This is a genomic window from Paenibacillus melissococcoides (genome assembly GCA_944800085.1).
GTDB lineage: Bacteria > Bacillota > Bacilli > Paenibacillales > Paenibacillaceae > Paenibacillus_B > Paenibacillus_B melissococcoides.
Map to the genome: position 1 here is coordinate 261,251 of CALYLO010000003.1, position 20,382 is coordinate 281,632.

Genomic DNA, 20,382 nt, shown 5'->3' on the forward strand with positions numbered 1-20,382 from the left:
GGCTTTTATGCTGGCTTACGAATGCTCATGCACGGTCCATTCATCATCCGACTGCGGGAGCAGCGGGCTGAGGGCGCCGTCTGCGCACAGGGTAAGATGATGGAGCGCGCGCGTGCAGCCGACATACATCAGCCGCGCTTCCAGCGGGCTCATGCCGTAATGCGTCTCATTGGCATGGAGCAGAATGACGGCATCGAACTCAAGCCCTTTCGACAGATAGACCGGAAGAACCGAGATGCCGCCCGAATATTGCTGCTGCCGGCCGTCAATGAGATGCGCTTCGGCGCCCAGCGCCCGCAGCCGCTCATGCCATTCGCGCGCTTCCTCCGTCGTGCGGGTCAGAATCGCTGTCGTCTGATAGCCCTGCTCCCGGTGGCGCTCCAGTTCGCTGGCCGCCCAGGAAGCGGTCTGCTCGGGCGCCATATGCCGTATGCGGACCTTGTTCCCGCTGCGGAATACCGGCTCGGCGACCATGGTCGTCTTCACGCCGCGCTTCAGGATGGCGTTGGCGAAGTGGATAATCTCCATCGTGGAACGGTAGCTTCGCGTCAAGGCGTGATAGGCCGTCTCTTCGCCGGCGAAGGCGTTGCGCATCTCCTGCCAGTCTTCGATGCCGGCATAGGCATGAATGCCCTGGGACAGGTCGCCCAAGATCGTGAACGAGTGGCTCTTCGCGAGCCGGTCGAGCAGGGCGACTTGAAGCGGGGAGAAGTCCTGCGCTTCGTCGATGACGACGTGATCGAACCGGTGGGCGGAAGTCACGCCATGAAGCAGCAGGTGCAGATAGACGAGCGTGGCCACATCCTCCTGCCTCACGGTGCCGCGCTTCAAGCTCGCCAGCGTCTGCTTCCTCACGGATGCCGGGAGGTGCCCGGCATAGGCATCGTCCTGCAGCAGCTGCTTGTACACTTCCATGACCTCCGCCTTGGCCCAGCGCTTCAGATACGATTTCAATTTGGCGGAGCCTTTGCGCTTCTTCTCCTGCTGGCGGGACTTGCTCAGCTCCTGCTTCAGCTCCATCTCCAGCCAGCGCTGCATCCGGGCCGCCACGCGCTCCAGCCGCTTGGCCGGCTCATAGGAGCGGTACTCCTGCCGGAACCAGTGCGCGATCGTCGCGTGCGGAAGCAAGCCGCCTTCCCACGGGACGAAATCTTCTTCCGGTATCGCGCGCTCCACCCAATGCTGGACGAACTCGTCCAGCAGGCGCATCCATTCCAGCGAGCCCTTGAAGCGTCCCGGGCTGCCGCTGCTATCGAGCGGCCTCTCCGCGAGGGAGCCGTACCATTGCTCGATCTCGTCCATCGGCGAGGCGAGCTGCACGCGCTCCTCCAGCCCGGTCAGCTCCAACGCCCAATCGGCGAAGGTGCGCTGCTGGATATTGCCGACGCCCAGCTCGGGCAGCACTTCTCCAATATAGTCGAGGAACATGCGGTTCGGCGCAAAAATAATCATGCGCTCGGCATGAATCTGATCCTGATATTGATAGAGCAAGTAGGCGAGCCGATGCAGGGCGACGGTCGTCTTGCCGCTGCCGGCGACCCCTTGGATGAACAGCGCCTTGTTCTTCGGCGCGCGGATGATCGCATCCTGCTCGGATTGAATGGTCGAGACAATGTCGCGCAGCTTGTTGTCTTTGTTCTCCCCCAAGCGATAGATGAGGAATTCGTCGGTTACGCTCTCCTCTCCCTGCTCGCGGTCGAACGTATCGACCACCCGCAGGAGCTGTTCGTTGCGGATGACGAGGTTCCGCTTCAAGTGAACCTCCGCCGTCATCGTCCCCTCCGGCGCCTCATAGGATGCGGGCTCTAATCCGCCCGTGAAAGAGTAGAACAGGCTGGCGACGGGGGCGCGCCAATCGATGACGAGCGGGTACGGATCCGCGCCCGGCTTGGAGGCTGCCTGCTCCCTTCTCTCGCTGGCGTCGACGCCCTGCTTCCCGATGTAGATCGGAATCACCTGTTCGCGGCTTCCTTCCCGGACATCGAGGCGGCCGAAATAAGGCTCCTTCGCCGCCCGCTGCAGCTTCTGCCGCCGCTGCTCGCGATTGTCTTCCAATACTTGCTCGGTAAAGTCATCTCCCTTATAGACGGGAATTTGCCGCAGTGCTTCATACTGCTTCCAGATTTCCCGGAGTGTCGAATCAAGATGGTGCTGCTCTTCTTGATAGGCACTTTGAAACGTGTCAGTCACTTTCAGTTACCTCCTAAGAATGATCATATTGCTGGAAAATGGGAACCTAGCATACCATACGCTAGGAGCAAAAGCAATGACAGAAGGATGATTGCCGAAGCGGCAGAGGGAGCGGCTCCGCGGATGCCCAATGCGGTCTCTTCGTGATGACGGAATCTGTGGCAGGAGGAGAAACACTGGATGCAAACATCTGGTTGTAATTCGACAGACTTCGCTATCAACTGCCTATAATTCGGTGCGATAGACCTGCGGAGAAGACTCATTGACGCCTGATAGGCATTTTTTTATGATGTAGACAAAAAACGGGATATTTGGTGTGTTTATTCGAGCGAAGGGACGGTGAGTCGAATGGAATTTATGGACGAAAAAATTCAGGCGCTCCTGAACGAAGCGGAGAAAGCGAAGGAGCCGCATGACATTCGCACGGGACCGGTACGGGTTGGAAAGCGCTGCTGCACGTTCGAGGAGCAACCGTTCTTCGACGGCAAGCTGACGATGTATATCCCGCAGGATTTTACGGACATGCCGGAGCAAGTGCGGAACGTGAAATACCCGTATGAAGCGCGTCCGCCGATCGTGAAATCCGACGAGACCGGCAGTATCGCGTTCACCTTGAACCGGATTGACCACGATCTGGAGGAGGAATGGGTGGAGGAATTAACCCGCGGCATGAAAGCCGGCATCCGGCGGACGAACCCGGCCCATCTGTTCTTTTCCGACGGTGTGGAAGAGGCGAACGGCAATAAGGTCGGGTATTTCGAATTCAAGAGCTCCGCGTTGGACGGGTTTATGGATCAGCTTTTCTTTTTCTTCGTCTTCCACGGCAAAACCGGGATGGGGACCTTCAGTTGCCGCTATCAAGATTACGAGCTGTGGAGGGACATCGCGTTCCAAGTCATGCGGACCGTACACGTGCTGCCGCTGGATGAGGGAGAGGAGCAAGAATGAGCCGGAAGCAGACGGTGTATACAAGTGCCAACGTTGTCGTTGCCCCTTACCAATTGGAACGGCTGCTCGACTTGAGACTGATCAAGCAACTGAACGAGCATGTCAAGTTATCGGTAAGCGGGATTGTACCGGAAGAGAGGCTCGATCAATACGTCGACGAGGCCGACGATCAAGAGCAGCTGGAAGTGTATGTGCAAGACGGCGAACGCAAAATCGTCTTGTTTCAAGGCGTCGTTACCCACATGGCCGTGCAGGCGAACCGCAACGTCCGCACGTTAACGATCGAGGCGACAAGCGCCACCATCTTGATGGATCTTCGGAAAAAGAGCCGTTCTTTTCAAAACGCCGGTGTGGCTTACCGCGATCTGTTCGCGCAACTGACCAAGGCGTATGCGAACGGCGATGTCATCGATGGGGCTTCCGGGGGCCAAAGCATCGGACAGTTTATCGTGCAGTATCAGGAAACCGACTGGCAGTTTGCCAAGCGGCTCGCTTCCCATTTTCACGCTCCGCTCACGCCGATAAGCGCGCATGAGGGGCCGCACTATTATGTCGGGCTTCCCGATGTGGGCGAGCCGCTCAAGCTGCAATTTGAAGGACACCAAGCACCATGCCGCGAACGGCTTGTCGGGAGCGGACGGTGAGAGCGGTATCTGTTATGAAGTGACAAGCCATAAGCTGATTGAGCTCGGCTTCCCTGTTGAGTTTCGGCAACGGACGCTTTTTGTCGCGCGCGCGGAGACGAACCTTGAAGGCGGTATTCTTGTCAGTCATTACGAGCTGCGGGAAAAGGAAGGCGTAAGCTGCCTCACAACCTATGCCCATGCCTTGTCAGGGGCCTCGCTGTTCGGCAAGGTGCTGGACGTGTTCAAGGACCAAGTGAAGGTCAGCCTGCATATCGACAGCGGACATGATGCCGGGGCCATGTGGTTTCCCTACTCGACCGTCTATTCTTCCCCGGACGGAAGCGGCTGGTATTGCATGCCGGAAGCCGGTGACGAGGTTCGGCTCTATTTTCCCGATGAGAGGGAGCCTAACGCATTTGCCGCAAGCTCGGTCGACTTGGCCTCCTCCGACCCGGTGAAGCGCAGCGATCCGGCGGTCAAAAGCATTAGTACCAAATACGGCAAGCAAGTCGTATTCCAACCGGGGGCGATTGAAATTATCGGCAACGGCAATCTGCTGATGCGCCTGACGGATGACGGCGGCATTGAAATTAACAGTGACAAAAAAATCGTGCTGTCCGCCGAGGATGACATCGAAATTACCGGAGGAGCGCGCATCTTGCTGCAGGGCGAAGCCGGGATCGACTTGAAGCAAGCGGACGCGAATCTGAACATTGCCGAACACGTGACGTTAAGCGGCGGGAAGGTCAATATCGAATGATCCGGGTGATGAGTAAAGAGGAGGCGCTGCAAGATTTGCTGGAGCAGCATGTGTTCGACCGTTGGCAGTTCGATCTCCCGGAGCTCGACGAACGATACCGGCAGGAGAAGGAGCAGATCGAACGCCGTTTTTTGGCGGCCTTCGAAGCGGTATGCAAGCAAGCCGCCAAGCTGCAGGCAGAGGGGCGCAAGGGGAGCATTCGTTACGTGTATTTCTCCTTTTTGCGGACAAGCATCATGGCGAACACGGCTCTTTATCGGATCGACGCCTACGACGATAATTGGTTTCTCGATGTGGAGGAATGCGCATCTTCTTGGTCTGCTGATTTTATTTTCGCCCCGCTGTTCCGTCGGATGGGGGAGTTGGAGGAGAAGCGAAAAGCGTATGCGAGAAAGATCACCCGGATGGATATCGAGAAGATCAAGCTGATCGAAGCCTACAAGTACCACCTGTTGACGGTGGAATGGCTAAGAGGCTTCATCCCTTCGCTCATTGAAAGTGAAGCTTATCGCCGGATGGACAAGTCTGTGAACCTGCAATTATTCATTGGCGAATACAAGGATCGATGTGAGCTGCTGTATGAAACATCCGGCGGGGACGATGAGAGAGATGTAGAAGCAACTAACGATGGGGCGGTATAGGAACATGGACTATTTCTGGTTGAAGCAAGATGATCGTCATACGGACGTGCCGGTGGTGGAGCAGGTGCGAAGCAAAATCGATCGCAGAGACATCCGATGGCGGAGCGCGCATAAGATTCCGGACCCGATTGTATTCTACGTGACGGCAGGGCCGGAGAGCGAGTTCCTCGATGTGATGGAGCGGCAGCTTTATCTCGTGTCCGAGGAACTGATATATGAGCCGGAGGCGTGGTTTATATTTACGCCGCTGCTCGACCTGAAAGGGCAGCGGCAGAAACGCTATTTCCTTCCGATCTTTCCGGAGGACATGGTGCTCAGTCCGAGCAGCGAATGGTCTCCCGACAGGCGCTTCGTCAAAAAGCCGGTGTTAGCGGAAGAGAAGCTAAAGGGCAAAAAGATCGTCCGCGTCCAGGAGAGCGATTCGCCCCTTGTAGCGGTTCGTCTGGACGTGGCGGAGAGCATCTTGCGCCGGAATTTCACCGGAGTGCGGCTGGAGAAAGCGATTGTGGAATAAGACGGGGCAGCGGATGGCCGAAAAACCGGGCACAAGACAGAAGCACGCAGAGGGTGGGAGATGAGTGCCTGTCCTGTTCCACCGGTATGCGAAATGATGCAAGCAGGGAGAAGCAATAGAGAGGGGGGATTCATGTTGAATATGGAGATGACGACGCCGGAAGGGGCCGGGACTCCGCCGAGGTATGTGGTCAGAGGGGCGCGCATGCAATGCGCCTGCGGCAGCAACCCGCGGCGGATCAATCTGCCCAGGAGCCATGGGTCGTTTGTAAACGGCAAGCCGATGATGAATGAGACGGATTGCAAGCCGCATGAGAATATCCCGCATTTTGGAGCCTGTCAGGGAGAACGTAATCCGAGCGGTGAAACCGTGTATTTTATTGCGGAGAATGGAGAAACGATCGCGGGCAAGCCATGTATGCCTGAATTTTTGGAGACATGGGTCTACACGAAGGAGAATACGAAGGTGGAAGGTCAGCCGGCGCTGACGACCGATTCTTTGCTCGTGTGCAACTGGGGCGGCGTGATTTATTTCCTGACCGACGGGCAGCACGACGAGTAATCCAAGCGGAGGCTGACGATGATGAAAGGATTCGATCACATCCGGATTCAATCGCCGTACCGGCTGCAACGAATCGAGGATGTACGGCTGGCATGTCAGCGACACTTCGGCTTATATGTGGGATGCGTTTCGAGATACGACGATAGGAGCCGTATCCGGCGCCATATTTGGTCCCTATAGCGGGATTTGGGCTTCCATGGGCGGCCGCATGACGTTTCAAGGAATAGTCGGCACCGCCGAAAGCATCATGAGACAAGCGATGGACGGGAAAGAATTAAGCTGGAAAACGACGTTGTTGGATGCGGCGATAAGCTTTGGAACCGCAGGACTCCTTGATCCAAAGGTGCTCAAGACGGCAGGCGGACTGATCAAGACGCAAGTCGGCACTACGACCCGATGGATCTCGGACGGTGCAGGAGACATTTCCCGAAGATTCAGCAACTATATGGATGGCCTTAACGAGAACGGCAACACGTTAGCCCGCATCTATGTAGAACACGAACAAAAAGGGCTGGCCGGTATCGCAAAGGAGCTCGGGGAAGCGTTACAGAAAGATCTGATCCACCTTGGCAGCAATGCAAGAGAGCAACTGGAGAAGCTGAGAAATAGCTTGAGTCTTCCACCAAGTACCCAATTTGCGGGTATACCGCATGAGAACGCAGGCAATGGATTGAAGGAAAGCCTGGAAGGGTTGAAGAGTAAGCTTAATGTAATGAAGAGCAGTTCTGGTGGGAGTCATTTGCGGTCTGAGGGGGCGGGTAAACTACCAAATTGCATATACGATGAACATGGTAATCCCCTTCCTTATGGTTTTTCAAATGTGCAGCAATATAACGATTTTGTAAAATCTTTAAAAGAAGACCTCCCATAAGGAACGCAAATTCTATTCCAAGGAAGTTCAGTGACGGGAATTAGTCATAAAAAAGGTTTACCATTTGACCAAGGTAGAAAAAGTGATTTCGATGTTGCATTAGTTAATGATGATTTATTTCTGGAGGCATTAGAGATTGGAAGAGGTGGTAGGTTTAAAATGAAAACTGACCCCAATAGAATTGGACCACTGGATGAGAAACAACTAGATAGACTCGGATTGTTGGAAATTATAGAAAAGAAATCAAAGGAAGCTGGTCTGCCTGTAAGTTTTATGCTTTATGAAAGCGTAGAACAAGCTCTTAAACGACCAAGTTTAATGGTGACACCATGACAAATAGATATTTAAAGTTTGGTATAAGTATAGATGATATGGAACTTGTGAGTAGAGATTTGCAAAATCTTTTAAACATACGTTTTGAAGAGCATGAAAGTAGCTACTGGGGGGAGTACTGTCTTGCTCAATTATCTGAAACGGAGAGTATCAGGCTTATTTATTACTATATTGACGATGATTGGCAAGAAGAGGAATTTAAAGAATACCCATTATTACTTGAATTTAATCGGATAAATGAACCTGAACAGATATTGTTCTTTCTCTGTGACAACCTTTCGTATATTTTCCCTTTATACATGGATGAAATTGAAGCAAAGGTTTCATCGAAAAGATATACTTTTCAAAACGGTAAATTTAAATTAGAGTATGAGCATTTAACAAAGAAAAAAGATGAGCACTACTGAATTTTTATCGTTAAACAACACTGCTACATTATATTGGACAGGTCGATTATGGTGAGTTACCACCATGATTGACCTGTTTTTTGTTGTGTTCGTTTTCTTGCGGATTCTCAAAAAATGAGTGCGTCTGGTATATAACCCACCCCGATAGTGGCTGTGCGAAGGTCAACTCCTCATTGTATTTTCATAACAAACTGGAAGGTAGCTCTATATTATCTTGTCAGGACTTAAACGAACATTGTTCGCAACGATCTGATGATTGTAACGATGTTTACAGTGTAAGTGTAAGTAACTAATTGGATGAAGACCTATTTACATAAATTAGGTGAGGAAACGTCGCCTTCTTGTCTCTATAGCCGCTGTGAGGAAGCAAACAACGACAAAAGAAGGAGAAGCGTGCTACAACCCCTTGTTGGCTCTCTGTCACCAATTGTTACAATAACGAAAGCTTGGCGTAAGGAAGAAGAATGGCTCAATCCCCCATTTCGGCTTACAGTAAAAGCAACAAAACGATTGCGAAGGAGCGTGCAAGTTACACATGCTGGAAGTACGGAACGTATCCAAAGTATATGAAGGCAAGCAGTCCTATCAGGCGCTGACCAATTTGAATCTGAAGGTGAACACGGGGGAATTCGTGGGCGTGATGGGACCGTCCGGCAGCGGCAAGACGACGCTGATGAATGTCGTCTCCACGATAGACAAGCCGACCTCCGGCGAAGTCTATGTCGGGAACGAGCAGATGAATAAGCTGAGCAAGCGGAAGCTGGCGCTGTTCCGCCGGCGGGAGCTCGGCTTCGTGTTCCAGGATTTCAACCTGCTGCAGACGCTGACGGTCAAGGAGAACATTATTTTCCCGCTCGCCCTGGACGGCATCGGCATCAAGGAGCAGGATGCGCGGGTGAACGCGATTGCCGAGAAGCTGGGGATTACAAGCATCCTCAACAAGCGGACCTACGAGATCTCCGGCGGCCAATGCCAGCGCACGGCGATCGCGCGGGCGGTCATCCACCAGCCGAAGCTGATTCTGGCCGACGAGCCGACAGGGAACCTCGACTCCAAATCCGCCCAGGATGTGCTGCAGACGCTGGAAAGATTGAACAAGGAAGAGGGCGTGACAATGATGATGGTTACGCATGACGCGCAGGCGGCAAGCTACTGCGACCGGGTCATCTTCATCAAGGACGGCACGCTGTATCAGGAACTGCACAAGACGGGAAGCCGCCAGATCTTTTTCCAGGGCATCATGGATATCTTGTCGTCAATAGGAGGCACGCGGGATGAATATTCGCCAGTTCGCGCTTAAAAACGTATTTCGCAACAAACGGTTATATGCGGGCTATTTCTTCAGCTGCGCGTTCTCCGTCATGATCTTTTTCGTCTATTCGATGCTGGCGCTGCATCCGGCGCTCGACTTCAGCGGCAACGGCAGTTATGGCCGAGGCGCGCAAGCGGGCATGGATGTCGCTCAATATATCATCTATCTGTTTACGTTTTTCTTCATTTTATATTCGATGAGTTCGTTCCTGAAATCCCGCAAAAAAGAATTCGGCATCTGCATTATGCACGGCATGTCCGTTATGCAGCTGAGACGGCTCGTCTTTACGGAGAATATTGTCATCGGCCTGGCCGCGACCCTATCCGGCATCGGAGCGGGCCTCGCCTTGTCGAAATGGCTGCTCTTGATGAGCTCCTCGGTTCTGAATCTGGAGCAGCCGCTTCCGTTCTACTTCCCTGTGAAGGCGATCGCGCTGTCTGGCGGAGCGTTCGTGCTGCTGTTCCTGCTCATCTCGCTGTTCACCGCGACGATTCTGCGCAGCAGCTCGCTTATCGACCTGCTGAAGGGAACGATGAAGCCGAAGCCGGAGCCGAAGGCTTCCCGCTGGCTTGCCTTCCTGGCGGTCTTCCTGCTGGCGTTAGGCTACGGCGTTGCCATGTGGGTCAAAGGAGCACTCGTCATTTTCGCGCTGCTGCCTGTCGCCACGGTCGTCAGTATCGGGACTTACTTCCTGTTCACGCAGCTTAGCGTATACATTATTAACCGATTGAAGACCAAGAAATTGTACCGCCGCGGCACCAATCTGATTACCTTGTCGGATCTGGCTTACCGAATGAAGGACAATGCCCGCATGTTCTTCCTCGTCGCCATTATCTCGACGGTCGCGTTCACGGCGATCGGGACGCTCGTCGGATTGAAGGCGATATTCACCAATATGGCGACATCCGGCGCTGCGGTCATGAGATACGAATCCCATATGGGCAACAAGCTGGAGGCGAAGCATGCCGAGCTGATCGAGCAGTCGTTGAACAAGGCGGGAATCAGCTATGAGGCCGTCGTCTTCCCGGTGAAGTTCGTCGAGGATATGAAAACGGAGAAGCTCTATCAGGTGATTAGCGTGTCTGACTACAATCAGCTCACGAAGACAAATCTGGCCCTGCGCGATGAGGAAGCGCATCTGTTCTATCAGGTCAATCCGATGAACATCGAGCAGGAGAAAAGCGAGGAGACGTCGGTTGCTTTCGCTGCGGACAAGACGTTCGCGGTGACGGCCAATGAAGCGATGCCGGAAGCGATCACCCAGAATGTGGGCGGGCACAAAGTCATCGTGTTGTCCGACGCAGCGTTCCAGAGCTTGCCTGCCTCCGAGAGAGACGACATGATCTATACGTATTTGATCGAGGACTGGAAGTCGACGCTCGCCGTGGCGAAGCAGCTGAACAAGCAATTGGGCGACCCGGACGGCAATTATTTATTCGGTTCCCGAGCGCTGATGCTGAACGATGTGAATCAGGGCTTCGGCCAGATTTATTTGTCCGGACTGTTCATCGGCGCGGTATTTTTCGTCGCCGCCGGCAGCTTCCTGTACCTGCGCTTGTACTCCGATCTGGATCAGGATACGGTGCAGTACCGGGCCATCAGTAAGCTGGGGCTGACGGAAGGGGAACTGTCGAAGATTGTGTCCACCCAGATCGGGCTGTTATTCTTTGTTCCGATTGTCGTCGCTATCGTACACGGCGCGGTCGCGCTGAACTCGCTGCAGAACACATTCAGCATGAGTCTGGTGAAGGAATCCGCGATTGTCCTTGGATCGTTCCTGGCGATTCAGGTTATCTATTTCATCTTTATCCGCGCGAATTACGTGCGCAAGCTCAAAAAAGTGATCTAATCCTATCCGCAAGGGGCTGTCTCCGAAGCATTTTTTAGCTATAGTGAGACAGTCCCTCTCATTCTCCAAGCTAGACTTGCCGGAAAACTGAAAAAATGCAGTATTCCCTTACGGCGTTTTTTCCGTTACAGGAAATCCTGCACAACGGCATCAATTTTCTCCTTTACAATGGAGGTAAAGCAAAAATCGGCGAAAATAATGCGCTATTGCAGCAATTTAATAAAATATCGGATCAATTAGCGTAAATTACTGCATTCACGCAGGATTTTATTTCACTAGCTGTCGCAGCGCCTCGTTTCACTGCCTCGTTTCACTGCCTCGTTTCACTGCCTCGTTTCACTGCCTCCTTTCAGTGCCTTGTTTCACTGCCTCCTTTCAGTGCCTTGTTTCACTGCCTTGTCCATATACCGCCGCTTTTCCCGGCTTTATATTCTCTGTCGTCCGTCTTTCCCCCTCATCTTTTCGCACTGCCTATGGGGCAGCCTCCTTTTTGCTGCCAGACGGCAAACGGAGTTCCGAATTTTCTATGCGTTAGGCAGCAAAAATCCATATTCAACGGGACAAGAAAGGAGTAGACTGAAGCTGAACCAGCGTTGAACAAAAAGGAGCTGAGCGTCTGATGGGAGCTGTTCAATCTACCCCCCGTCTCGTCTTCCCGGTCATAAGCGATGTGCATATCGCGCCGACGGGCGACGAGTCTATCCATAAGTACGAGCAAGCGCTGCGGTACTTGAATGCGCGCGCGCCGCGGCAGGACGCCTTCGTCATCGTGGGCGACCTGACGAACAATGGCACCATTGAGGAATATGAGCGCCACATGGCTACGCTTCGCAAGCATAAGCAGGACGGAGCGGAGCTGCTTATTGCGATCGGGAATCATGATTACTGGAACGATCTGCCGGCGAAGGATGCGCAAGCGCGCTTTCTGGACATGACGGGCATGAAGGCGATGTATTATCATCGCGTCATCCATGGCTATCATTTTATTGTGCTGGCGACAGAGGATAAGCCGGTCCACGGCTACTTCTCTCTGGAACAGATCGAATGGCTGAAGCGGCAGTTGGAGGAAGCGGCCGCCGATGCGCCGGAGCAGCCGATCTTCGTCTTCCTTCATCAGCATTTGAAGGATACGGTGTACGGCAGCCAAGAATGGGGCATCCAGGAGAATATCGGCGAGCTGATGGCCGCCCTGGATCCATACCCGCAAGTAATAACGTTCTCCGGACATTCCCATTACCCGCTGAACGATCCGCGCAGCATTCATCAGAAGCGCTTCACGTCCGTAGGCACGGCTTCGCTTAGCTATATGGAAGTAGAGCGCGGAAAGCTTCAAGGCAATTTGCCGCCGGGGCATGAGAAGTTCAGCCAAGGCTGTCTTGTTGAAGTGTGCGAGGACAAGGTTGCGATTACGCGGATCGACTTTGCGCATCAACGGGAGATCGGGGACGCTTGGATGGTGCCGGTACCGGTAACTCCCGAGGCTTTCGTCTATACGGATGAGCGCGATCGGGAAGCACCCCGTTTCCCGGCGCATGCGGAAATTCACGTCAAAGAGGAGCTTGCGGCCTCGGATTCGATCGCGATCGTGTTCGACCAGGCGCAAGATAATGAACTGGTGCATTCCTACCGGATTACGCTGTCGGATGCGGAGACCGGAACAGAGCTGATGCAGTACTTCGCTTATTCCGAATTTTATCTTCACCCGATGCCGGAGAAGCTTGAACTGACATTGACGGAGCTGGAGCCGGATCGCGGCTATTGCATAGACGTTCACGCGATAGATGCCTTCGGCAATGTGAGTGAACAAGCGCTCCAGGCCTCTGGCCGAACTGCGTCGCTTTTTCCATTGGCCTGATGGATACCGGCGCTCGGAGTGAGTGCAGGTGTGAGCTTGAGCGGGTAAACGGCAGTTTGCCCGCTCATGTCACGCGCGGGACGATACGGGCTTGGCGAGCGGAAGTACCCGGACAGACTTCTCTCTTCTTTCTTTTTTTCCTCTTCTTTTACCGCTATTCGACATTTTCCGCAATTAATCTGACTAAAGTATTGATTACAAAGTCCTAAGCAAGACATATTGAAGTTCAAGGAAATATCTATTTATGATAAAGGGGGATTCCATACTCTATTTTTTACGAGAATAATACGACACCTTTCCTTGATTGGCTTACGCCATTCAAGGTTTTTTGTGGATTAGACGGTTTGGCGCTAAATGCGGTATAGGGCCGCTTTGAGGGAGTTTTCTCACAAGAACATCTTAAAGTATCAATAATCGTTGTTTTGTCATATATTCGTGAAAGCGTTTTCGAATGTAGAATGAAGGAAAACACAATTATGGAGGGAGAACATGGAAGAAGACACGGCATCAAGCCAGATATAGAGAGCTGATGCGAGGCGGAGCAACCGCTCTGCCGCTGTAAATTAAACCGCTTTACATTCAGCGGCATCAGGTAAGGAGGAGGGATTCACATATGGCGAAAGCATCTGCCGGGCTGGACACGGAATCACGCATGAATCTCGATAAGCATCGCAAAAGCGCGTTTAAACGGTTTTTCATGCAAATAGATATTCAACTGATGGTACTGCCTGCGCTCGTGTTTATCTTTATTTTTTCCTATATTCCCATGTATGGCGTTCTGATCGCTTTTCAGGACTACAAGATGGGTTCGAACTTATTGAACAACAATTGGGTTGGATTTAAGCACTTTGTCGCATTTTTCAATGCTCCGGAATTTTATCCCGTCATGCGCAACACGATTGTCATCAGCTTTTTGAAGTTTATTTTCGGGTTCCCGGCGCCGATTCTTTTGGCGCTCATGCTGAATGAAGTGCGCAAAATGTTCTTCAAACGGGTGGTACAGACCGTGACGTATCTGCCGCACTTCCTGTCCTGGGTCGTCATCGGGTCGATGGTGACATCGCTGCTGTCCGTGGACAACGGCAGTGTAAATATGCTGCTCGAGAAATTGAAACTTATCGACGAGCCTATCAATTTCCTGTCCATGTCGGAATATTTCTGGACGATACTCGTCACGACCAATGTGTGGAAAGAAATTGGATTCGCTTCCATTGTCTATTTGGCGGCGATTGCCGGGATCGATCCTCATTTATATGAGGCGGCCTCCATCGACGGCGCCAGCCGGTTCAAGCAGATGTGGCTGATTACGCTCCCGTGCATTATGCCTGTCGTCATCATTTTTATGATATTGGCTATCGGCAATCTGACGAATGCCGGCTTCGAAGATATTTTGATTCTGGCCTCCAACCCGGCATTGCGCGAGGTGTCGGATTCACTGGATGTCTACGTGGTTCGGGTCGGTATCGACAACTACAGGTACTCCTATGCGACGGCAATCGGCCTGTTCAAGGCGGTGGTCAGCGTCACGCTGCTTACATTTGCGAACTTCATTGCCAGAAAAACGGGCAATAGCTTGTGGTGATGAATCTTTCCAGAGACAGGAGGACTGAACGATGATACGAGACAGTATAGGAGACCGCATCTTTGTCGCCTTTATCTATGTATTTTTAACGTTGCTGGCGTTTTCCACCTTTTATCCGTTTTGGAACTCGCTCGTCATTTCCTTCAATGAAGGGCTGGATACCGCGAAGGGCGGGATTACGTTCTGGCCGCGGGAATTCACGCTCGAGAACTACCGCATCGTATTCGAGGACTCGCGGTTGATGAACGGCTTCGTCATTGCCGCCCTGCGGACGGTCATCGGCACCGTATCCGCGATATTGGCCACCTCGATATTTGCCTATGGCATGTCGAAGCGAGAGCTGATGGGCCGCAAATATTACATGATCATGTGCATTATTACGATGTATTTCGGCGGCGGGCTCATTCCGACCTATATGCTTATCCGCAGCCTTGGCTTGTTCAACTCGTTCTGGGTGTTCATTATTCCGGCCCTGATCAGCGTATGGAACATGATTATATTCCGGACGTTCTTCCAGGGGCTCCCGGCAGGCTTGGAGGAATCGGCGAAGATCGATGGCTGCGGCAACTGGGGAACGTTCTTCCGGATTGTGCTGCCATTATCCGGCCCCGTCGTGGCCACGCTGTCGCTGTTCACGGCCGTGGCGCACTGGAACGAATGGTTCGTGGCCAGCATTTATATCACGAATGAAGATCTGCTGCCTATCCAGACGGTGCTGCGGCAAATTCTGTTCTCGAATATCGCCTCGGAACAGATGGCCAATGTCGATATGAGCGCGATTGCGCATATGAATGCCGCGAAAAAAATCACGTCCAAGGCCTTGACGATGGCGACGATTATGGTTGCGACGGTTCCTATCGTATGCGTCTATCCGTTCCTGCAGAAATATTTCGTCAAGGGCGTATTGATTGGATCGCTGAAAGAGTAGTTACCTGGAGCAATACGGGAAGATTCGCTGGCGTTTAGAGCATCTCTGCTTTAAACATAGATTACAAATTGAAAGGGGAAAATATCCAGTGAAGAACAAGAGAAACCTCCTTCTTAGCGTGCTCTCTGTCTTTATGGTGTTCACCTTGGTGGTCGGGTGCAGCGGCGGCGGGAACACAAGCGCGCCTCCAGCCAATGATCCGGCAAAGCAGGAAGGGAGCGAAGGGCAAGAAGCTTCCGGTGAATCACCGAAGAGCGATCTGTACGAATTGGGCAAGGAAGAGCTGAATGTCTCGTTCTACGGCAACTATGGCTGGTACCAGATGCCGAAATGGGGCAAGGATCCCGCTTCCAAATGGGTTCAGGACAATCTGAAGGTCACGGTTACGGCTGTCAGCTCGGGCGGGAACAATGCGCAGAAGCTGCAGACGATGATCGCCGGCGATGAGCTGCCGGATATTATCTGGACAGACAGAGGCCCGGACGTTGAGCGGCTCCGCGAAGCAGGCATGCTCGTGCCGATGGACGAGTACATCGAGAAATATCCAAATTTCAAAAAGTCTCTGTCCGAACAGCATCTGGCGCTGCTCCGGTCCCCGGACGGCAAAATCTACCAGCTTCCGAACTATTATACGCAGCAGCCGAACGGCAACGCCGGATATGCAATCAATAAAAAGATCTATAAAGCGCTCGGCTCTCCGAAGCTGGAGACGACCGACGACTTGTACACTTATCTGAAAGCGGTCAAAGAAAAATTCCCGGATGTCATTCCGTTCGAGACGGGATTGGCCAAAGACGGTCATGGCATTGACCAGATATTCTCTTCCTTCAAGGAAAACAATTTCTCCTTCACGCGCTTCTTCGGCGTCCCTGACGGCGACAAAATCGTATCGATCTATAAAGATCCGGGATTCCGCGAATCCGTCGTCTTCACGGCGAAGCTGATGCGCGAGAAGCTGATGACGCAGGATGCGAATACGCAGACCGAGGACCAAGTAAGAGAAAAAGCGATGAATGGCAAATTTGCCGTTATTGCCACCTTTGACCCGATGAAGATGCTGGCGACCGCTGACTCCGAACTGAAGAAGAAGGATCCGGAAGACGGATACATGTTCATCCAGCCGATCGCCAAGGAGGGGCTCGATCGGACCAAAATCTACCCGGGAACCTATAATCAGTTAGGCTGGAACGTGGCTCTCATTACGAAGAACTCGAAAAATCCGGAAGCCGTGTTCGCGCTTCTCGATTGGATGACAGGACCGGAAGGCAGCATGGTGCTGAACTGGGGTCCTCCCGGACCGGACGGATATTGGGACGGCTTCGAGGCGGACGGCGTGACGCCGAAGTTCAATGAAGAGAAGTATTTGAATGATCCGGATACGCTTGCGGAAATTAACGGAAAAGCCGGCGACCTGGTATGGGTGGGCAACACAATGTTCCTCGATAACACGAAAAAGGAGATGTTGTCCAACGTTCCGGCTGATCAAATCGACTTCAGCAACCGTTGGCAAATGGAAATTACATGGGGCACGCAGGGCGATTTCACGGAGTTCCTCGGTTGGGAACCCGCTCCCGACAGCGAAGTCGGCATCATTAGACAGAGCATCAGAGATATCTGGCTGACCGCGAGAGCGAAAGCGATGTATGCCAAGTCCGACGAGGAAGCATTGCAGATTCTGGATAAGGCTCACGAAGATTCGATGAAGCTGGGCTATGACAAATTTCTTGAGCATGTAACCAACGTGTGGACGGAAAACAAGAAAGAGTTGGGCAAATAAGGAAAGCGCAACGAAGGCTCGCTGTACCGGCGGGCCTTCGTTTTTTGTTCGCTGCCGCGGGGCGGAACTGGCAGCCGCATACTGTTCAAACGGGACGGTTCATTGCTATACTTGGGATGGAAATGATTAGGCTGCAGGTAACGATGGACCGCATGTCCTGAAGGGAGATCTTTCATGTACAACGTGTTATTGGTGGATGACGAGATGCTTGATCTCGAAGGGATGAAGCAATTTATCCCATGGGAAGCTTTAGGCATGAAAGTGGCCGCGGCGGTGAACAACGCCTTTGACGCATGCGAGATTCTCGAACAGCTTCCGATAGACATTATGGTTAGCGACATCAATATGCCTAATATGTCGGGGCTGGAACTGGCGCGAAGAGCGATAGAGAAAAATTCTAATATTCGTGTCATTTTTGTAAGCGGTTACCAGGACTTCAGCTATGTGAAGCAGGCATTGTCATTGAAGGCTTATAGCTATGTGCTGAAGCCGATGGATGATAATGAGCTGATCGCGGCGCTGCAGAAGGTGAAGCAGGATCTGGAGAACGAGCGGAAGCGCCGTGACGTGGAAGAGGCGTACCAGCGCATGGTTCCGATGGCCAAAAACGACCTGTTGGTCAGGCTGCTGGAAGGGGAATGCGATCAGGACTATTTGCAAGACATGAGGAAGCTGATTCAGTCCAATGGGCTGGATCAGCTGGAATGGCCCGTGCGTGCCGCCGTCATGGAACTGGATGACATGAATTGGACGCAAGAGGCCGTCAGCCTGTCCGAGCAGATGATGTCGAAGAACTTCCTCTATGAAGTGAGCGAAATTGGGCACAAGCACGGCATGCGCCATGTCTGCAAGCTGTCCTCGCACCGGATCGCGCTGTTGATTGACGGCCAGCGGATGGAAGCGCTGATTCATGACTTGTACGAGGCGATTCAAGCCAACTTTCCGTTTACGATGACGGTTGGGATCGGAGAGCCGGTCTATACGCTCGAGCAGCTTCACATCTCGTGCAAGCAGGCGATGGAGGCCGTGGACGGCAAAATGTTTTTGGGCAAAGGCAAACTGATTATGTACGAAGAAGTGAGCCGGGAACCGGAAATGGTCGATGCCCGGACGCTCGATGCCCGCGTGGAAGCCTTATTTCATGCGCTGACCGAATACGATCTCGTCCGTATCTACGACGAGATCGAGCTATTGTTCGAATCCGTAAGCATGCTGAGATCGAAATTCACGGTGCATAATCTGGCCATGTTTATTATATGGAAGCTGGATCAGCAGTTGAAGGCAAGAGGCGAGAACTTGTTTGATATGCTCGGGATGGAGCTTCATAATCTGGATATCTTGCTGCAGTTCGATACGATTAGCGATATTCGTTCTTGGCTCGTGCGGAAAACGTTCGAAATATCCGAACAATTGCGAAGCAAATCAAGCTCCAAGAACAATAAGCTGATTCGGGAAATGATTCAAATGATGAAGGATCGGATGAATGACAATATCACCCTTAAGGATGTGGCGCATCAATTTTCTTTTTCTCCCAACTATCTCGGCTATATGTTCAAGGAAGAAACGGGCAAATCGTTCAGCGAAGTGTTGATTCAACTGCGGATGGAGCGGGCCCGCGAATTGCTGCATGATCCTTCGATAAAGATCTATGAAATAGCGAATCAGGTCGGCTACCGCTACCTGCCGTATTTCAGCAGACAATTCAAGGAAGCCTACGGCATGACGCCGATGGAGTACCGCAAGCGAGAAACGTGACAGGGGATGGCTGATATGAACGCGCCGGGGGCGAGGCAGAGGTATTTGCCGATTGGATACAAATTAATGCTTACTTATATGCTGTTCATCGTGAGTGCCGTGTCTGTCATCGGCTATGTGTCCCACTCCATGTACGATGAATCGATCCGGAAGCACACCAGGATGAATGTTCAGGGAACGTTGCTGCAGATACGCGATAATATCGAATATAAGATGCAGGATGTCGTCCGTATTTCCTCCCTTCTCTATGACGATTATGAATTGTACCGGCATCTGCGAAGCTATGAGGAGGGGTGGGAGAACTACGATCGCATGACGAAGGACGTCGTGCCCAAAATCGAAGCCGCGACCAAGTCAACCGGCATGAAGCTGTGGACCTCGGTCTACTTCCGCAATGAATCGATTTATGAAGTATATAAAAATAGGATCGAGGACAGCAACTGGTCGTACGATATTTATCATCTTAGCCGGATTACGGACAAGGAAGCGCGCTCGTGCCGGTCGCGCTGATCCAGCAGGACGCGCTGAAGGTCAGGCTGTTTATTTTTTTCGCTTGCCTGATTTGCGTTGTCGTCCTGTCTTTCGCAGGCGGGTTTATCTCCCGGTTCTTCTCGATTCGGATACATAAGTTTGTCTCCGTGCTGAATGCATTTCGCGAAGGAGATCTGCATAAGCGCATCTCCTATCGGGGCAATGACGAATTCTCGCAGATTGCGACCGCGCTCAACAATATGGGCGAGAATATCGAGTCTTTAATCAAGGAAGTGTACTTGACGCAACTGCAGAAGAAGGAAGCCGAGCTGGAAATGCTTCAGTCGCAAATAAATCCGCATTTTCTCTATAACACGCTGTCCTCGATCAGCCGCCTCGCCAAATTCGGGGAAAATGAGAAGCTGCAGCAAATGGTAATGGGACTGGCCAAATTTTACCGCTTGGCCTTGAACAACGGCAAGCTGATGATCCGGGTCCCGCAAGAGCTGGAGCAGGCGCAGGCGTATGTCGATATCCAGAAGATCAAATACGGCGATCGGCTGGATGTCATGTTCGATATCGACCCCGTCATTTGGCCATACAGCACTGTCAAGCTGATTTTGCAGCCATTTATTGAAAATGTCCTGGAGCATGCCTGGTGCGGTGATCGGATTCACATTCGCGTCGTGGCGTCCAAGGAAGGAGATAATCTGTTGTTCCGCGTCATCGATGACGGGGTCGGAATGACTCCGGAGCGCGTGAGCGATATTTTCCACGGCCGGGATCATGTCAATGCGGGCTATGGCATACGCAACGTCGATCAGCGCATCAAGCTGCAATACGGACCGGAGTACGGCGTGAGCATCCACAGCCGGCTCGGGATCGGGACCTCGGTATCCATCCGGATCCCGCCGAAGCATAGCTGATTCCCACGAACCCCCTAATCTTGTATAATAGAGGTTGCACTATACGCATTCATAGAGTTTGTATTTCTGAATCGGA

Annotated in this window: 19 protein-coding genes; 18 read left to right on the forward strand and 1 reads right to left on the reverse strand. The window is 52.4% G+C overall.

Features of this window, described 5'->3' with window-relative positions:
* Window positions 1-15: 15 nt before the first annotated feature.
* On the reverse strand, window positions 16-2,190 hold the full coding sequence (locus OCY70_RS12870; RefSeq protein WP_213426972.1) for a HelD family protein: 2,175 nt from the start codon (window positions 2,188-2,190) through the stop codon (window positions 16-18).
* Window positions 2,191-2,538: 348 nt separating this feature from the next.
* Here OCY70_RS12870 and OCY70_RS12875 point away from each other — a divergent pair, with 348 nt between their 5' ends.
* The 18 genes from OCY70_RS12875 to OCY70_RS12955 all read left to right on the forward strand — a co-directional run bounded on the left by OCY70_RS12875 (window position 2,539) and on the right by OCY70_RS12955 (window position 20,306).
* On the forward strand, window positions 2,539-3,138 hold the full coding sequence (locus tag OCY70_RS12875; RefSeq protein ID WP_213426971.1) for a hypothetical protein: 600 nt from the start codon (window positions 2,539-2,541) through the stop codon (window positions 3,136-3,138).
* A complete protein-coding gene (locus tag OCY70_RS12880) occupies window positions 3,135-3,782 on the forward strand; it encodes a contractile injection system protein, VgrG/Pvc8 family (protein WP_249724666.1) in 648 nt (215 codons plus the stop codon). The genes OCY70_RS12875 and OCY70_RS12880 overlap by 4 nt, the downstream gene beginning before the upstream one ends.
* A complete protein-coding gene (locus OCY70_RS12885; RefSeq protein WP_249724664.1) occupies window positions 3,688-4,524 on the forward strand; it encodes a hypothetical protein in 837 nt (278 codons plus the stop codon). Before OCY70_RS12880 ends, OCY70_RS12885 begins: the two co-directional genes overlap by 95 nt.
* Window positions 4,521-5,165: a hypothetical protein gene (locus OCY70_RS12890; protein WP_213426970.1), complete on the forward strand. Its 645-nt coding sequence runs from the start codon at window positions 4,521-4,523 to the stop codon at window positions 5,163-5,165. Before OCY70_RS12885 ends, OCY70_RS12890 begins: the two co-directional genes overlap by 4 nt.
* A gap of 4 nt (window positions 5,166-5,169) precedes the next feature.
* A complete protein-coding gene (locus OCY70_RS12895) occupies window positions 5,170-5,679 on the forward strand; it encodes a hypothetical protein (RefSeq protein WP_261944891.1) in 510 nt (169 codons plus the stop codon).
* A 132-nt stretch (window positions 5,680-5,811) separates the two neighbouring features.
* Window positions 5,812-6,240, forward strand: a complete 429-nt coding sequence (locus OCY70_RS12900) for a DUF4280 domain-containing protein (RefSeq protein WP_249724660.1) — start codon at window positions 5,812-5,814, stop codon at window positions 6,238-6,240.
* Between the two features lie 79 nt (window positions 6,241-6,319).
* Window positions 6,320-7,111, forward strand: coding sequence for a hypothetical protein (locus OCY70_RS12905; protein ID WP_261944892.1), 792 nt, complete (start codon window positions 6,320-6,322; stop codon window positions 7,109-7,111).
* 30 nt (window positions 7,112-7,141) lie between these two features.
* Complete coding sequence (locus OCY70_RS12910) at window positions 7,142-7,444, forward strand: hypothetical protein (protein WP_213426895.1); 303 nt, start codon at window positions 7,142-7,144, stop codon at window positions 7,442-7,444.
* Window positions 7,441-7,851: a hypothetical protein gene (locus OCY70_RS12915; protein ID WP_213426894.1), complete on the forward strand. Its 411-nt coding sequence runs from the start codon at window positions 7,441-7,443 to the stop codon at window positions 7,849-7,851. The genes OCY70_RS12910 and OCY70_RS12915 overlap by 4 nt, the downstream gene beginning before the upstream one ends.
* A gap of 535 nt (window positions 7,852-8,386) precedes the next feature.
* A complete protein-coding gene (locus tag OCY70_RS12920; RefSeq protein ID WP_168178751.1) occupies window positions 8,387-9,151 on the forward strand; it encodes an ABC transporter ATP-binding protein in 765 nt (254 codons plus the stop codon).
* On the forward strand, window positions 9,126-11,012 hold the full coding sequence (locus OCY70_RS12925; RefSeq protein WP_213426893.1) for an ABC transporter permease: 1,887 nt from the start codon (window positions 9,126-9,128) through the stop codon (window positions 11,010-11,012). Before OCY70_RS12920 ends, OCY70_RS12925 begins: the two co-directional genes overlap by 26 nt.
* Window positions 11,013-11,631: 619 nt before the next feature.
* Window positions 11,632-12,867 carry a metallophosphoesterase family protein gene (locus tag OCY70_RS12930; protein WP_213426892.1) on the forward strand — a complete coding sequence of 412 codons (1,236 nt, stop codon included), beginning with the start codon at window positions 11,632-11,634 and terminating at the stop codon, window positions 12,865-12,867.
* A gap of 652 nt (window positions 12,868-13,519) precedes the next feature.
* On the forward strand, window positions 13,520-14,449 hold the full coding sequence (locus OCY70_RS12935; protein WP_249724637.1) for an ABC transporter permease: 930 nt from the start codon (window positions 13,520-13,522) through the stop codon (window positions 14,447-14,449).
* A 31-nt stretch (window positions 14,450-14,480) separates the two neighbouring features.
* Window positions 14,481-15,377 (forward strand): carbohydrate ABC transporter permease, encoded by an 897-nt coding sequence (locus tag OCY70_RS12940; RefSeq protein WP_197256784.1) that lies wholly within the window; start codon window positions 14,481-14,483, stop codon window positions 15,375-15,377.
* Window positions 15,378-15,465: 88 nt separating this feature from the next.
* On the forward strand, window positions 15,466-17,154 hold the full coding sequence (locus OCY70_RS12945) for an extracellular solute-binding protein (protein ID WP_213426890.1): 1,689 nt from the start codon (window positions 15,466-15,468) through the stop codon (window positions 17,152-17,154).
* Window positions 17,155-17,328: 174 nt separating this feature from the next.
* The gene (locus tag OCY70_RS12950) at window positions 17,329-18,909 is read left to right on the forward strand and encodes a response regulator (RefSeq protein ID WP_213426889.1); all 1,581 of its coding nucleotides are present in this window, start codon (window positions 17,329-17,331) and stop codon (window positions 18,907-18,909) included.
* A gap of 15 nt (window positions 18,910-18,924) precedes the next feature.
* Window positions 18,925-19,419 carry a hypothetical protein gene (locus tag OCY70_RS36125; protein WP_390905255.1) on the forward strand — a complete coding sequence of 165 codons (495 nt, stop codon included), beginning with the start codon at window positions 18,925-18,927 and terminating at the stop codon, window positions 19,417-19,419.
* Entirely contained in the window at window positions 19,404-20,306 is a 903-nt protein-coding gene (locus OCY70_RS12955; protein WP_390905256.1) for a sensor histidine kinase, read from the forward strand. Before OCY70_RS36125 ends, OCY70_RS12955 begins: the two co-directional genes overlap by 16 nt.
* Window positions 20,307-20,382: the final 76 nt, after the last annotated feature.